Consider the following 15,615-nt stretch of genomic DNA (forward strand, 5'->3'; position numbering starts at 1 on the left):
AGGTATGTGCACTGAATAGAAACCACAACGCGTCATTACAGTGGGATATGCATCCCTAATTGATTCATGTGATATTTAACTTTTATACGTTGATCTCAGCGGTCATGCCAAGTATGTCTTTATTTGCATCAAGTACCGGCTTTACAACCTCTGTGATGAATTCCTCGGTCTGCTCCGGTGCGCGTCCGACAAAGTTCTTTGGCTCAAGGATGGCTTCGATCTCTTCCTTGGTCATGCCAAATGCAGGATCTGCTGCAATCAGATCAACAAGGTTATTTTCCTTGCCCTCTTTCTTTACAGTTGCGCCTGCCTGCATGGAGTATTCACGGATAAGCTCATGCAGCTCCTGACGATTGCCGCCACGTTTTACAGCATCCATCATGATATTCTCAGTTGCCATAAACGGAATCTCCTTCATGAATCTCTGATAGATAACCTTATCATATACAACCAGACCATCTACAACATTCAGGTACAGGTCTAAGATACCGTCAATTGCAAGGAATGCTTCCGGAACAGATACACGCTTGTTTGCGGAATCATCCAGCGTTCTCTCAAACCACTGTGTTGCTGCTGTAAATGCAGGATTTAATGCATCAGCCATAACGTAGTTTGATAAAGATGCAATTCTCTCACTTCTCATCGGATTTCTCTTATATGCCATTGCTGATGAACCGATCTGGTTCTTTTCAAATGGCTCCTCGATCTCTTTTAAGTGCTGTAACAGACGGATATCATTTGAGAACTTATGTGCACTCTGTGCAATACCGGAAAGTACATTTAAGACTCTGGAATCTACCTTACGGGAATAAGTCTGTCCTGATACAGGATAGCATGCTTCAAATCCCATCTTCTCTGCGATCTTCTTATCGATCTGGCGAACCTTCTCATGATCTCCGTTAAAGAGCTCTAAGAAGCTTGCCTGCGTTCCTGTTGTTCCCTTACATCCAAGGAGCTTCTGCTGACCGATCATGTAATCCAGATCAGACAGATCTAACATCAGTTCCTGAAGCCATAAGGTTGCACGCTTACCAACAGTTGTTGGCTGTGCAGGCTGGAAATGGGTAAATGCCAGTGTCGGCAGATCTTTATATTCCATAGCAAACTTGGACAGTTCGTTGATTACATTTAATAATTTCTTTCTGACAAGCTTCATAGCCTCTGTCATAACGATAACATCTGTGTTATCACCAACATAGCAGCTTGTTGCTCCCAGATGGATGATGCCGGCAGCCTTTGGGCACTGAACGCCGTATGCATATACATGGCTCATAACATCATGACGAACCATCTTCTCACGCTCTTTTGCTACATCATAATTGATGTCCTCTGCATGTGCCTTTAACTCATCGATCTGCTCCTGTGAGATAACCGGCTTGCCGTTTTCAGAAAGGCCGAGTTCATACTCCGTTTCTGCAAGGGCGATCCATAATTTTCTCCATGTCTTAAACTTCTTATCCGGAGAGAAAATATACTGCATTTCTTTACTTGCATATCTCTCGCAGAATGGGCTTGTGTATCTGTCTGTACTCATTTTTACCTCTCCTGTATTTCTTTATTTTACTTTTGAATCTTCACCGCGTTTGAAATTCTCATGTTCTCCGCGGATATCTTCCTTTGGTGGCTCCATCGGATATTCCCCTGTAAAGCAGCCGTGGCAGTACTGTCTTCCACCGGAGATCTCTACCAGCCGCTCCTTGCGAAGATAAGCAAGGGAATCGGCGCCGATGATCTTGCAGATCTCATCAACCGAACGGTTATATGCTATCAACTGCTCTCTGTCCGGGATATCCGTTCCAAAATAACAAGGATATAAGAACGGAGGCGAACTGATCCTTACATGAACTTCCTTTGCGCCAGCCTCGCGAAGCATTCCTACGATACGGTCTGAGGTTGTACCTCTGACAATGGAATCATCGATCATGATGATACGCTTGCCCTTTACCGCTTCTTTTAATACATTTAACTTCACGCGGACACTGGACTCTCTCTGGCTCTGCTGTGGCTTAATGAATGTTCTGCCGACATAGCCATTCTTGACAAATGCCGTTCCGTATGGAATGCCGGATTCCAGTGAATATCCCTGAGCTGCTGCATTTCCCGATTCCGGAACACCTACAACCATATCTGCATCTACCGGACTGTCCTTTGCAAGACATCTTCCCGCGATCAGTCGGGATTCATAGATTCCCATTCCGTCAAATACGGAATCCGGACGAGCAAAATAGATATATTCAAAGATACATCTTGCATGCTTCTCCTGACACATATCCTTATAGGACTGAATACCATACTCAGGCGAGATCGTTACGACCTCTCCGGGCTCTACATCACGGATAAATTCTGCACCGATCGTATCAAGGGCGCAGCTTTCCGATGCAAGGATATAGGCATTATCACGTTTTCCGATACAGAGCGGGCGGAATCCAAACGGATCTCTGGCTCCGATCAGCTTTCTTGGACTCATTACTACAAGTGAATAAGATCCCTTCACTTTTCTGAGTGCTTTCATAACTGCTTCCTCGGCACTTGCACTGTTCACACGTTCTCTTGCGATATGATAAGCAATAACCTCGGAGTCAATCGTCGTCTGGAAGATCGCACCTGTAAGTGCCAGTTCCTTACGAAGCTCCGGCGCATTGATCAGATTACCATTGTGTGCAAGACCAAGTGTACCTTTTACATAGTTTAAGACTAATGGCTGAGCATTTTCTATCGTACTCGCGCCGGCAGTTGAATATCTGACATGTCCGACACCGATATTTCCTTTTAATTTCTCAAAGGATTCCGGTGTGTACACCTCATTTACCAGACCCATGCCCTTCATGGAGCTTACCTTCCCCTTGGGACCTTCCGTGTCTGATACTGCAATACCACAGCTCTCCTGTCCTCGATGCTGCAATGCAAACAATCCATAATAAATGGAGGTTGCAACATCATTGTTGTCAAAATCATACATTCCGAAAACACCACATTCTTCATGCATCTTGTCATCATTCTCAAAATAATGGGATCTTATATTCTCGTTCATGTTTTGCCTCTCGTATTTTATTTTTTAACACACTAAGACTTTATACGTTTTCTGTTTTTCTGTCAATGTTGGAATGTGAAAAATTATTCCGGAAATTAACAGCCATTTTCTCTATATTGCATAACCTTTCTCTTTGATCAGATCTACCATCTGATATACATATTTGTTGCAGAGTTCATCACTCTCTGCTTCTACCATAACACGGATAAGCGGTTCTGTTCCGCTCTGGCGAAGAAGAAGTCTTCCGTCAGAACCAAGCTCCTCTGCGATCTTCTGATTTAATGCCTGCACATCCGGATCATTCATAACCGCATCCTTACTGGATACCTTTACATTTACCAGAAGCTGCGGGAAGATTGTCAGGCTCTTGAAGCACTCTGATAATTTACATTTGCGTTCCAGAATAACTTCCATGATCTTCAAAGACGTCAATACACCATCTCCGGTCGTTGCATATTTGGAGAAGATGATATGTCCTGACTGTTCGCCGCCGATAGAATATCCATGCTCCATCATGGATTCAAATACATATTTGTCACCGACTGCTGTCTTATCATAGGAGATTCCCTTCTTATCCAATGCTTTATATAAGCCAAGGTTTGACATGATCGTTGTTACGATCGTATTCTTATTCAGTTCTCCGCGTTCCTTCATATAACGTCCGCAGACATACAGGATCTTATCTCCGTCTACTAACTCGCCCTTATCATCAACGCACAGACAACGATCTGCATCACCGTCATAAGCAAATCCTACGTCCAGTCCTTTTTCTACTACAAACTTCTGCAGTCCCTCAATGTGGGTAGATCCACAATTTGTATTGATATTGGTTCCGTCCGGATCATTATTGATCACATAGGTCTTTGCTCCGAGTGCATCAAATACTGCCTTTGCAACCTGATAGGCTGCACCGTTTGCGCAGTCCAGTCCAACTCTCATATTCTTAAAGGATCGGGTAGGGATCGTCATCAGGTATCCCATGTAACGATTTCTTCCCATGGAGTAATCAACCGTGCATCCGATATTTTCTTTTGTAGCCAGCGGAATCTCCGGAATCTCACCATCGATATAACGCTCAATCTCTTCTTCAACCGCAGCCTCTAATTTGTAACCCATGCCATTGATGATCTTGATACCATTATCATAGTATGGATTATGACTTGCCGAGATCATGATTCCACAGTCAAAACCATCGGTTCTGACAATATAGGAAACACTCGGTGTCGGTGTTACATGCATCAGATATACATCTGCACCACTTGCCGTTAAGCCTGCGACCAGCGCATATTCAAACATATAACTTGAACGTCTGGTATCCTTACCGATAACCACCTTTGCCTTGCCTTCCGGATTCTTCTTGCCATAATAATAGCCAAGATAACGTCCGACCTTGAAGCTGTGCTGTACAGTAAGATCCTTATTTGCTTCACCTCTGAATCCATCTGTTCCAAAATATTTACCCATAACTGTAAACCTCTTTCTTTCAACTCAGTTTGAACTACTTAACTTCTTCTTTTTCTTCTTCCGGTGATACCAGTAGAGCGATTGCCCGTCTGTGAACCGATATCTCTGATCTGGTATATTCTCCACCATATTCACCATCCAGGGTCCATGCGATCGGCTCTTCGCTCTCGATCACAACACGATTCGTACGGAATGCCACCATATTCGTCTCATTTGTATTTCCAAGGAGCAGCGAATTGATGATTCTCTGGAGATCTGCAAAATTCTGGATCTTACGGATCAGAACTCCTTCGAACAAGCCATCGTCGAATTCAACTCCATGGCTGGTCAGACTCTTATATCCACCAACCGATACTGAATTCGATATCATACCGAACATGAACTCACCGGTATATGTCTGGTTATTAAATTCAATCTTCAGATTATATGTCGGAACATTTACAAGACTCTTCATACCCTGTAATACATATGCAGCATGTCCTAAAATATTCTTCATATTCTGAGGGGTTGCATAAGATGTATCCGAAAAAATGCCAAACGCCGCAACATAGACAAAATAATTCTTATTCAGTTCTCCGACATCTACCGAAAAAGGTGCGGCCGCGACAAGCTGTTCCGCTGCCTCGATTGCTTCCTTCGGAATCTCAAGGCTTCTGGCATAATCATTTGTCGAGCCACATGGGATATACCCCAACGGCCGATTCAGTCCACATTCCATAAATCCCGTAACCGTATTACCAAGAGTTCCGTCACCTCCGGCACATACGATCACATCGTAGTTCTCTCCTTCTTCTTTTACGACACGGGCAGCATCACCGACTCCCTGTGTCAGATAAATTCTGACTTCATAGTCTTTCTTGCAAAAGATATCTATGACATCTATAAGACAATTCTTCAAAGTTGTTCGTCCCGCTTTGGGATTTACAATAAACAGCATTTTTTTCATAATCATACCTCATTACTGTTTACAGGAACGCATTTATCCGATTGCTCTGTTCCCGTCCGGTTTATGCTTTATGCATTGTGATTCTTTTTATATTCCATGTAGAGATCATATCCCTTTTTTCTGAGCTTACAGGATGGACAGTGACCGCATCCTTCGCCCGGAATACCATTATAACAGGTAAGGGTCATATCTCTGATAACATCGAGTCCGTCGAGTTCATCTGCCAGCTTCCAGGTCTCCATCTTATCGATCCACATCAATGGTGTGATGATATCGAATTCATAGTCCATCGCAAGATTCAGTGTTGTATTCAATGATTTGATGAAAATATCTCTGCAGTCAGGATAGCCGGAGAAATCACTCTGGCTGACACCGGTTATAATGTCGCTGACGCCCTTCTGCTTCGCATAGATCGCTACAAATGTCAGAAATACCATATTTCTTCCATCTACAAATGTATTCGGTGTACCGACCTCCGGTGCATTCTCGTCTACCTTCATCTCACTTCTTGTCAATGAATTTGGTGCAAGCTGATTCAACAGACTCATATCCAGAATATGATGCTCTACTCCAAATTTTTCAGCAATCTTCTTTGCACATTCTAATTCTTTTATATGCTTTTGTCCATAGTCAAATGATACTGCGTATACTTTTTTATACTTCTTAAGCGCCCATAACAAACAGGTCGTACTGTCCTGTCCACCACTGAATACAACAACTGCTTCATCTCTGTTCTTCAAATTCTGCATCTTTCATATCCTCCTATCGGTTCATCATCAATACTTTATTCTGTAAATTCACATCATTCTCAAATGCACCACGGAACGTCGTTGTATAGGTCTTCGTTCCCGGCTTCTTAATGCCCCTTGCTGTCATGCAGCTATGATTGGCCTCGATCAGTACGGCTACATCCGGTGAGCCTGCTGCCTTTCCAACCACATATGCGATATCGGATCCGATCCGCTCCTGAAGCTGCAACCGCTTCGCTACCATGTCTGCAATCCGTGCGATCTTGCTGAGTCCTAAGACCCTGCCATGTGGGATGTATGCCACTGACACCTTCATATCATACATCAATGCCATATGATGTTCGCAGTAGCTAAACACCTCGATATCCTTTACGAATACCATATCACTTGTATGTGCTGCATCTTCCTCTTTGAATGTCTTGCCAAACATCTCAGCAATCTCATCGTTGGTATAATTCATTCCCTCAAATACTTCTTCATACATTCGCGCAACACGGTCCGGTGTCTCTTTTAAGCCTTCCCGGTCAGGGTCATCACCAAGCGCTACAAGGATTCCACGAATATGCTCCTTTATTGCTTCTTTATCAATTGCCATTTCTACTCCATTCTCTTATTACTCTTAATCTATTATCCAAATAATATGTTAATATCGATATCTGCGGTTTCATCCGTTTTACACTCCGCGCATCTCCGGATCCCAGATATACTTATGAAGCTGTAACTGTAATTTTACACCATTCATTTCATTCTCGATCATAAAATCAACGATATCCTCCGGATTGATCTTACCGTATACCGGACTGATATAGACGTTTGATTTGATATCCAATGCCCATTCATGAATAATGTCTCTTGCTGTTTCCAGATCCTTGATCGAGCCGGATACGAACTTTACCGCATCCTTCTTATCAATGTAGTTATAATTTGAAAAGCACATATTACTTTCCATTCCGCTTCCCGGAAGCTTATAATCAAGTGTAAATGCTACCCGGTCTGTCAGTGCTTTAAACTCTGCGATATCAACACTTCCGTTTGTCTCTACTTCTACCTGAAGCTCCTCATCCATCGCCAGCATCAGGAGCAGCTTATCGATATCCTTCTGGATCAATGGTTCTCCACCGGTTAATGTCACGTTTCTGACTCCGGTTCGTTTGATATAGTCATAGATTTCTTCATCCGTCAGTTCTTCGTATGGGGCATCTGCTTCATTTGCCCATTTGGTATCACAGTAACTGCAATTCAGGTTGCAGCCTGTAAAACGAATAAATACTGCCAATTCTCCGGCTTTTACGGATTCACCGTTGATGCTGACAAATCGTTCCGCTACTTTAAATTTTGCCATTTCTATTTCCTTCTTACTTTTTGTATATGATATCCTTCGATGTCATTTATCTATTATGACATCCTTGATCTTGCCTGTTATTTATTCTAAGTCTTTTTTGTCTTATATTATTTTACACTATATAGTTTTTCTTCTGCTATTATGCCATATACGTTGCTGCATTGGTCGGGGTCTCATAAACTGTGGTACGAATCACCTGATATCCCTTATCTGCCATATATTCATAAAAATACTTTGCCAGATTCTCTGCTGTCGGACGCATCGGAAGCTCGATGATACGGAACTGTTCTTCTGCCAGTGCTTCCATCGTCTTTTCCTTCAATGTACCTTTCTCCATGATCAGGCAATGATCCATCTCTTCTGTTTTCTCTCTGAGATCCTTTTTCAGATCTCCAAAATCTACAACCATGCCTCTGGTCTGTCCGTCCTGCATCAGCTTCTCGCCGCCGACTTCAACTTCAACCGTCCAGCGGTGTCCGTGCAGATTTCTGCATTTACCCTCATAGCCCGCAAGGAAATGCGCGCTGTCAAAACTTGAATTTGTCTTTAAACTGTACATATCTTCCTCTTTCTTTTATTTTCGAATGTTATATTGCACAGCTGTCAGCTTGTACGATGTAATCGCCCGACTTGTTTCGTTTCTATTCGACCTGCACGCCTATTTGTCAGCAGTCGCCCAAACTCACCCATACGGGTTCAAACATGGGCTTGGTGCTGACAGCTAGTGCAGGTCTCATAACGAAACTACACAAATGTCGATGCTTATTACATCGTACAAGCTGACAGCTGTGCAATATAACATTCCTATGTAAAAAACGCGCATATAGGAAAATGCCCTTCATGCGCGTGTTTTCCTAGTTTTGTTTAGTGACAGGATGGTATTAATGAACTGTCAGTTATTCTGTTTCTGCATTGTCTGTCATATCTGACCGGCATCTGTTTTTAGATGTTTAAGAACTTCTTTACGACGCTCTCCATTTCTTCTTTGTCACATACTGTGTCGTGAAGAACAGGAGCTGTACGGATGTCCTCAATCGCCTGTGGAACCTTTACACCGGATAACTTGCAGAGCTCATCAACTAATTCAAAGTCACTCTTTGCTGCATAAGCTTCGTCGATAGATTCCATAACACTTCTTGTAAACTTGTATGGGCTTGCTGTAGAAGCGATAACCGTAGGAGTCTTATCTCCTGTTTCTTTTACATACTTGTCATATACGGTTGCTGCTACTGCTGTATGTGTATCCATGATATAAGAATCCGACTCATATACTTTCTTGATCGTTGCCGAGGTTTCTGCTTCTGTTGCATAACCGCCCGCAAATTCAGCAAGCTTTGCTTTCATCTCATCTGTGATCGTATATACACCTTCTGTGCTTAACTGCTTCATCAGTGCTGCATTCTTCTCTGCATCATTTCCTGCGATCTTGTAGATCAGTCTCTCTAAGTTGCTTGAGATCAGGATATCCATAGATGGTGATGTTGTTAAGATAAATTCACGATTTCTGTCATAAGTACCTGTTGTAAAGAAATCATATAATACCTTGTTGTCATTTGATGCACATACGAACTTCGCGATCGGAAGTCCCATTTCTTTTGCATAATATGCTGCAAGGATATTTCCAAAGTTACCGGTTGGTACAACAACATTGATCTTGTCGCCAGCCTTGATCGTTCCGTCCTTAACCAGTCTTGTATATGCATATACATAATAAACCATCTGCGGAACCAGACGTCCGATATTGATTGAATTAGCTGATGAGAACTGATATCCTTTCTCGTCCATGTATGAAGCAAGCTTCTCATCTGAGAACATCTTCTTAACACCTGTCTGTGCGTCATCGAAGTTGCCTGTAATTCCTACGACAAATGTATTTTCACCCTTCTGGGTTACCATCTGCTTCTCCTGGATCGGGCTTACACCATGCTTTGGATAGAATACGATGATCTTTGTTCCCGATACATCTGCAAATCCTGCAAGTGCTGCCTTTCCTGTATCACCGGAAGTAGCTGTCAGAATAACGATCTCGTTCTTTACATGATTCTTCTTTGCGGATGTTGTAAGCAGATAAGGAAGAATGGATAATGCCATATCCTTAAATGCAATCGTTGAACCGTGGAATAATTCCAGATAATATGCACCTGCTTTATGTACGAGTGGTGCGATCTCCGGTGTATCAAACTTCTTGTCATATGCTGAATTGATACAATGCTTTAACTCTTCTTCTGTAAAATCTGTAAACATCAGCTTCATTACTTCATAAGCAACCTGCTGATAGTTCATCTGCGCCAAATCTGTAAGGCTGACATCAAGAGCAGGAATACTGTCAGGAACAAATAATCCTCCTTCATTTGCAAGACCCTTTAAGATTGCTTCTGATGCGGTCGCTGTTTCATTTGCATTTCTTGTACTTCTGTATATCAATTCCATATGGCACTCTCCTTCTGTTTTATTTACTCTTTTGACTTATGCAGGCTTTCTTTTTCCGATGCTTTTATCCAGACATACTGAAATCAACCTGCAAGCGTCCACATTATAGCATACCCGTTTTCAAAACACAAGACGGCGGAAGCATCTATCAAATCTGTTTTTTATATTTTACAGGATCTGATCATTCTTCCGCCATCGTATTGTCTGTTTCCACCTGTTACAAATGGAAAAGATTATTTTACTTTAAGGGTAATGGTTGCTTTCTTACCGCTTCCGTCCTTTGCTTTTGCCGTGATCTTAACCGTTCCCTTCTTCTTTCCGGTTACCTTACCCTTGGCTGTTACCTTTGCAATCTTCGGATTACCGGAGGTCCAGGTCACCTCTTTACTGATTCCCTTTGTCGGAGTCAGATTTGCTTTTAAGGTTACGGACTGTTTCTTCTTGATCGTTACTTTCTTCACAGTCTTTTTCTTTGATGTGATCGTAACCTTCTTAACTGCCTTTTTCATGACTTTAACAGTATAAGTTGCTTTCACCTTACTGTTACCGACTGCTGTTGCGGTTACCTTGATCGTCTTACCCTTGGCAGCTTTCTTAACTGTCAGAACACCCTTGCTGTTGATAGAAGCATACTTCTTATCCGATTTACGGATCGTCCATTTTACTTTCTTATTTGTTGCTTTCTTAGGTGTAACCGTTGCCTTTAAGGTCAGTTTCTTGCCCGGAGCGATCTTTTTGGTTGCTGCCTGGATCTTGACCTTTGCCGGTTTGACCGTCTTCTTTGGTTCTTCGGTTGTTGGTTTCTCGGTCGTCGGCTTTTCGATCGTAGGTTTCTCGGTCGTCGGCTTTTCCGGATTCGGTGTTGGTGTCGGTGTTACAGTTTCTTTCTTCTTTACCGTAACGGTGCAGGAGCCTGTAACACCACTTCCGTCCTTCGCTGTTACCATAATAACTGCAGTTCCGGCACTTACTCCCTTCACTTCACCGGTCTGTGATACACTTGCCACTTTCTCGTTGCTGCTCTTCCAGTCAAATGTCTTCAGTGTTGCATTTGCCGGTATAACGACCGCTACTGCGATCCGTTCTGTATCACCAATATTTAATACCACGCTGGTCTTGTTTAACGTGATTTTCTCGATCAGGATCGTATCCGGGATCTCATCTCCATTTTCATCCTTTGGTTTCGACGAAAAGATATCCTTTGAACCTGAAGAGGATGCTACTGTATTGTCTCCAACCAGAATAATATTGTCTGATTTGATCGGTGGATTCTTCGTATCCTGATTCGCTCCGACCGTTACCTTGGAATCCTCGATCCGTACAGTATCTGCTTTGATCGCCGTTCCTGTCTCATCTGTACCTGCGACAAGCTCTGTATCCCGGATCAGAACTGTGCCGCCTGCTAAGACTCCTCCATCAACCGATACCTTTCCGCCTTTGATCGTTATGTCACCGGTCGCAGATATCTTACCGGAAACCATAAGCGTTCCGTCACCATTGATCACAAGTCCGCCGTCTGTCTCGACATTACCTGCGATCGTTATCGTTCCTTTTCTCACGATCTCGGTCTTACCACCAGCATTTTCGGTGATCTCAATAGCTCCGACCTCCGCCTGATCCAATGTGATCTTTGTTGCTCCACCTGCCTTAATAACAAGCTCCCTATTCTTTCCTGTGATCACATAGTCTTTGCCATCCTCTGTAAGTCTAAGAACCGGTTCTGTATAATCGACAGTTGTTCTTCCATCCTCTGTCCGTAATGCATCCTGATATTCTTTGTCCGCAATCTTTGCTATATCGATCGTATACGGATCCTGAACAAGTGTATATACCGTAAGCAATTCCACTGCTTTTCCTGCATATGCAGTTGCAGTTTCTGCATATCTGCCTGAAACCGTATACTTTGTAAAGCTTCGCAAACCTGTAAATTCAATTGTTTCGCCATTTGAAGCTGCCTGCTTCCACGTTGTTCCATCCACTGAATACCGGACGCCAGCCTGACCGGAGATCCGGATCGTATCCTTTGTTCTTGCAAGAAGTGCCACACTATCCGGAACCGCTGTCTGTTCTGCCTTCTGTACCTTTACAGAAACCATTTTCTTATATACAGCATCCTCATCTGTATCCTCGATCTGATACTGCTTCTTGCTTGCATCACTCCATGTAAATACAACTTCATACTGATTGGTTCCATTTGCTACTTCCTGTTCACCCATCTTCACATCCGGGGTGCTCCACGCAAATGTTCCGTACTCTTCAGAACCACCTGTCAGCACAGAATCTGAAAGTGTCTGTCCATATACCAGATCAGAAGCCTCCGGGAACGTGATAGCCGGAAGTCCTGCTCTGCTGACTATTACGGTCACATTCTGTGTGATCGTGCCTGCTGCCGCATCATACCCTGTAATCCGGTCAAATGCATAATTCTTCTTCACATCGGAACGAAGGGTCAACACCACCTGTCCCTGATACGTTCCTCGTTCCGGTTTCGTTGCTGCATCTGCCCATGCAAATGTTCCATAGGTCTCATCTCCACCAGATAACTTCGACTCAGAAAGTGTCTGACCGGTTACGATCATTCCTGCTGTCGGGAATGTAATACCCGTTACCGGACATTTCTCAACCGTTGCAGATACCGGGATCTGAAAGGACTGTCCATTATCTGCCTCTATCAACAGATTGTCACTGTAAGAACCTGCATCCTTACCTGTCTTTAATGCGATACCCACTGTTGTCTTATCTGACGCTGCAACCTTTATCGATGTATCGCCGGATATTTCAAATGGGCTGTCTGTGCCTTTTTCTAACGCTATCGTTACAAATCCTGTATCATTTCCCTCATTCTCTAATACAAATGATGCTGTCGATCCTGCTTCATATCCATAAATAACAGGATCACAGGTTAAAGCTGTCTGATCTGTAACAAATTCTGCCTTTGGTGCTGCCTTTACTGTCACCCTGCAGCTTGCTGTGAGATTTGTTCCATCTGTCGTTGTAGCTGTCACAGTTGTCTCACCTGCTCCGACCGCAGTTACTTTTCCTGTTTCCGAAACGGTCGCTACCTTCTCGTTTTCAGATTTCCATATCACCTTCTGTTCCGCAGTCTTCGGAGTAACCGTTGCGCGGATCGTAATGTCGAGTCCTTCTGTTAATTCAACGATCAGGCTATCCAGTTTGATGGCTGTTGCCTTTACTTCTTCCTCTGTATCACCACCGGAATTGGTTCCGTAATAAGTCTTCACGCCTACAGCACCAAGCTCTGTAGCAGATGCTGTCTTTGTACTGTAATTCGTTGTATTCTTCTTAGCATAGGATAAATATACAGTCTCATCATTCTTATGTACCAGATAAAGTCCGGCTGCCGCACCAACCAGTCCGGCATTATAATCAAGTGCTACTTCATTACAGAAATAATCTCCCTGATCATCCTTATAAGTTCCATCCGCCCCGGGTCCGCCTACCAATGCTCCAAGCAACGTATAATGATCACTGTTTATGATCTTTGAATCTGTCGATCTGGATGCCGCTCTGTGATGCGGATATTTACTGGAGTTCTCATTATAGCCTACGATATAGCATCGTTTATTCGGGTTATCGCCTAACATATAGTTCATCTGACTGGTTGCCCATTTGGCGTAAGTCGTTGTTCCTGTCAGCTTATCATACACAAGACCGGTAAACTGTTCTGCTGCACTGTATCTGCAGGAGCCCCAGTCACTGACACAGTTAAATACTCCATCGATCTTACTCTTGTTCGTGCAGACCTCTGTAATGCTTTTGAGCTTTGCGGTATCCTTCTGAAGCATACACGCCAGTGCTCCGGTATTTCCCCAGTCCAATACCCAATACTGATTCACGCCATTATCAGAATTATCTTTATAATCGTTATAAATAGAATTATAAGAAGTATCACCTGTAGCAGCTGCAAGTGTACTTGCAGCAAATGCATAATCATCACCATATGATCTTGATGCATAAAATGTTGATGCCCCATCAGTTGCACATGCTTTATTATTATTCTTTACAAATGTAAAGAGATCCTTTGCTGTCTTTAAATCCTCATCATTTCCAAAGTTAATATAGTTCAATGCCAGTGCTGCGATCGCAACACTCACTTCATCGGTAGCCGGATTGCTCGCATCTGCAAAGAATGCCGGACGATTTAAAGTCTGAGTTTCCGGTGCTGTCCATACACCATGATCTGTATTGCCGTCACCTACCTGATAACAGAATGCGATAACCTGATCTCCCTCGTACACTGTACACCGCTTAAAGTAATCGCAGAAATAATCCGTGATCTTCTTCAGATGTTCCTTCTGACCAAGCTCGTCAAATGCATCCTTGAACTGATAATAGCTCATTCCAAGCATGGATGCTGCATATCCCTGTGGAAGTCCGAATTTCACATGATCGCCTGCATCATGGAAGCCGCCGGAAGCATCTACATTGTAGGTCTTTCCGTTCTTTGTATATGTTACATTTTTATCGTAAGTATGGCAGTTGCCACGCCAGGAAAGTGCGCAGGTTCCTTCCAGATTGCCACACATATTTGCATCATAGAAATACAGGCTTTCCTGCAATGCCTTTGCATAGTTGAATTCTACATCCAGATCTTTATTCGTTGTGGTATCACCGGACGAGGTTCCACCGGAACCACCGGAGCCGCCTGTATTATCATCATTTGTCTCGCCCTTGGAATAATCCACAGAAGAAGAGGTTCCTTTGTTATAATAAACGGCTTTTACCTGAATACTGGATGCATCAATATATTTTGACGAGAAACCGCCACCCGGTATGTCCTTCTTCATCGTTCCTGCCGCAAGGACTGCATTTGCACCACTCTTCATCGGATACATATAGATCGTATCACCATCTGCCACAAAGGTTGCATTCCAACACTTAAATGCCGAAGCCGTACCGGATGGTACCTGCAGCACTACGATCCAGTCGCAGATTGATACCCCTGTATTGTTATTGATCGTCATTTCAAAGCCTGACCAGTCAGTACTTGGTGATCCCTGATTCGCCACAGTTGCTGTTACGCCTGATGAGTAATCTCTCTCTGTTCCAAAATCAGAAGAACCGGAATCACCACCTGATTCACTTCCTGAACTGCTGCCGGATTTTACCAGTACAGCCTCTGTGATCTTGTATGTGATACTTGTTACGTTCTCAAACTGAAAACCAAAATTATATAACTGACCGGATTTGCTATAGAACTGTGTCAGATCCAGTTCTACGGTCTGAGTGCCGGAGCCTGCATTCACATTGACCCATTCACCCTTCCATGTTCCTTTCGCGTTTACAAACGCCTGTCCGCCAACATTTCCTGTTCCGCTGGCTGATGATACCTCGAAGCTGACACGAAGCTTGGTAAGCCCCGCACTCTTAAGCTCCGACAGATCGCTGTATCCGCCATTTCCAAGATCAAGGCTGACCTGATTATCCACATTTCCACTTGCCGTCACCTGACCCGTACTGTAAGACAGAGCAATCGTCTCCTCCGCTGCCTCTGTCCTGTCCGAAGGAATCACCACAAGGCTTACTGTCATCGCAAATGACAGCATCCATGCTATGACCCTTGTAACCCATTTGTCCCTTTGTCTGCTCATACCTTCTCCTTCCTTTTTCTCAAAAGCCGTTCCGGTAATCC

General features: G+C 43.5%; 10 protein-coding genes. All 10 read right to left on the reverse strand.

The features are described 5' to 3' along the window. Positions 1-82: 82 nt before the first annotated feature. The 10 genes from purB to LK416_06990 all read right to left on the reverse strand — a co-directional run bounded on the left by purB (position 83) and on the right by LK416_06990 (position 15,574). Positions 83-1,534, reverse strand: a complete 1,452-nt coding sequence (gene purB / locus LK416_06945) for an adenylosuccinate lyase (protein ID UEA73453.1) — start codon at positions 1,532-1,534, stop codon at positions 83-85. A 21-nt stretch (positions 1,535-1,555) separates the two neighbouring features. Beyond that, positions 1,556-3,031, reverse strand: a complete 1,476-nt coding sequence (purF, locus tag LK416_06950) for an amidophosphoribosyltransferase (protein ID UEA73454.1) — start codon at positions 3,029-3,031, stop codon at positions 1,556-1,558. Positions 3,032-3,142: 111 nt separating this feature from the next. Beyond that, positions 3,143-4,495 (reverse strand): phosphoglucosamine mutase, encoded by a 1,353-nt coding sequence (gene glmM / locus LK416_06955; protein UEA73455.1) that lies wholly within the window; start codon positions 4,493-4,495, stop codon positions 3,143-3,145. Between the two features lie 34 nt (positions 4,496-4,529). Then, complete coding sequence (locus tag LK416_06960; protein UEA73456.1) at positions 4,530-5,441, reverse strand: diacylglycerol kinase family lipid kinase; 912 nt, start codon at positions 5,439-5,441, stop codon at positions 4,530-4,532. A 68-nt stretch (positions 5,442-5,509) separates the two neighbouring features. Further along, entirely contained in the window at positions 5,510-6,190 is a 681-nt protein-coding gene (gene queC, locus LK416_06965) for a 7-cyano-7-deazaguanine synthase QueC (GenBank protein ID UEA73457.1), read from the reverse strand. 13 nt (positions 6,191-6,203) lie between these two features. Further along, complete coding sequence (folE, locus tag LK416_06970) at positions 6,204-6,785, reverse strand: GTP cyclohydrolase I FolE (protein UEA73458.1); 582 nt, start codon at positions 6,783-6,785, stop codon at positions 6,204-6,206. A gap of 78 nt (positions 6,786-6,863) precedes the next feature. Continuing rightward, complete coding sequence (gene queE / locus LK416_06975; GenBank protein UEA73459.1) at positions 6,864-7,532, reverse strand: putative 7-carboxy-7-deazaguanine synthase QueE; 669 nt, start codon at positions 7,530-7,532, stop codon at positions 6,864-6,866. Between the two features lie 139 nt (positions 7,533-7,671). After that, a complete protein-coding gene (queD, locus tag LK416_06980) occupies positions 7,672-8,091 on the reverse strand; it encodes a 6-carboxytetrahydropterin synthase QueD (protein UEA73460.1) in 420 nt (139 codons plus the stop codon). Between the two features lie 383 nt (positions 8,092-8,474). Then, complete coding sequence (thrC, locus tag LK416_06985) at positions 8,475-9,962, reverse strand: threonine synthase (GenBank protein UEA73461.1); 1,488 nt, start codon at positions 9,960-9,962, stop codon at positions 8,475-8,477. A 233-nt stretch (positions 9,963-10,195) separates the two neighbouring features. After that, positions 10,196-15,574 (reverse strand): glycoside hydrolase family 9 protein, encoded by a 5,379-nt coding sequence (locus tag LK416_06990; protein ID UEA73462.1) that lies wholly within the window; start codon positions 15,572-15,574, stop codon positions 10,196-10,198. Between the last annotated feature and the right edge of the window lie 41 nt (positions 15,575-15,615).

The organism is Lachnospiraceae bacterium GAM79 (assembly GCA_020735665.1).
GTDB lineage: Bacteria > Bacillota > Clostridia > Lachnospirales > Lachnospiraceae > Coprococcus.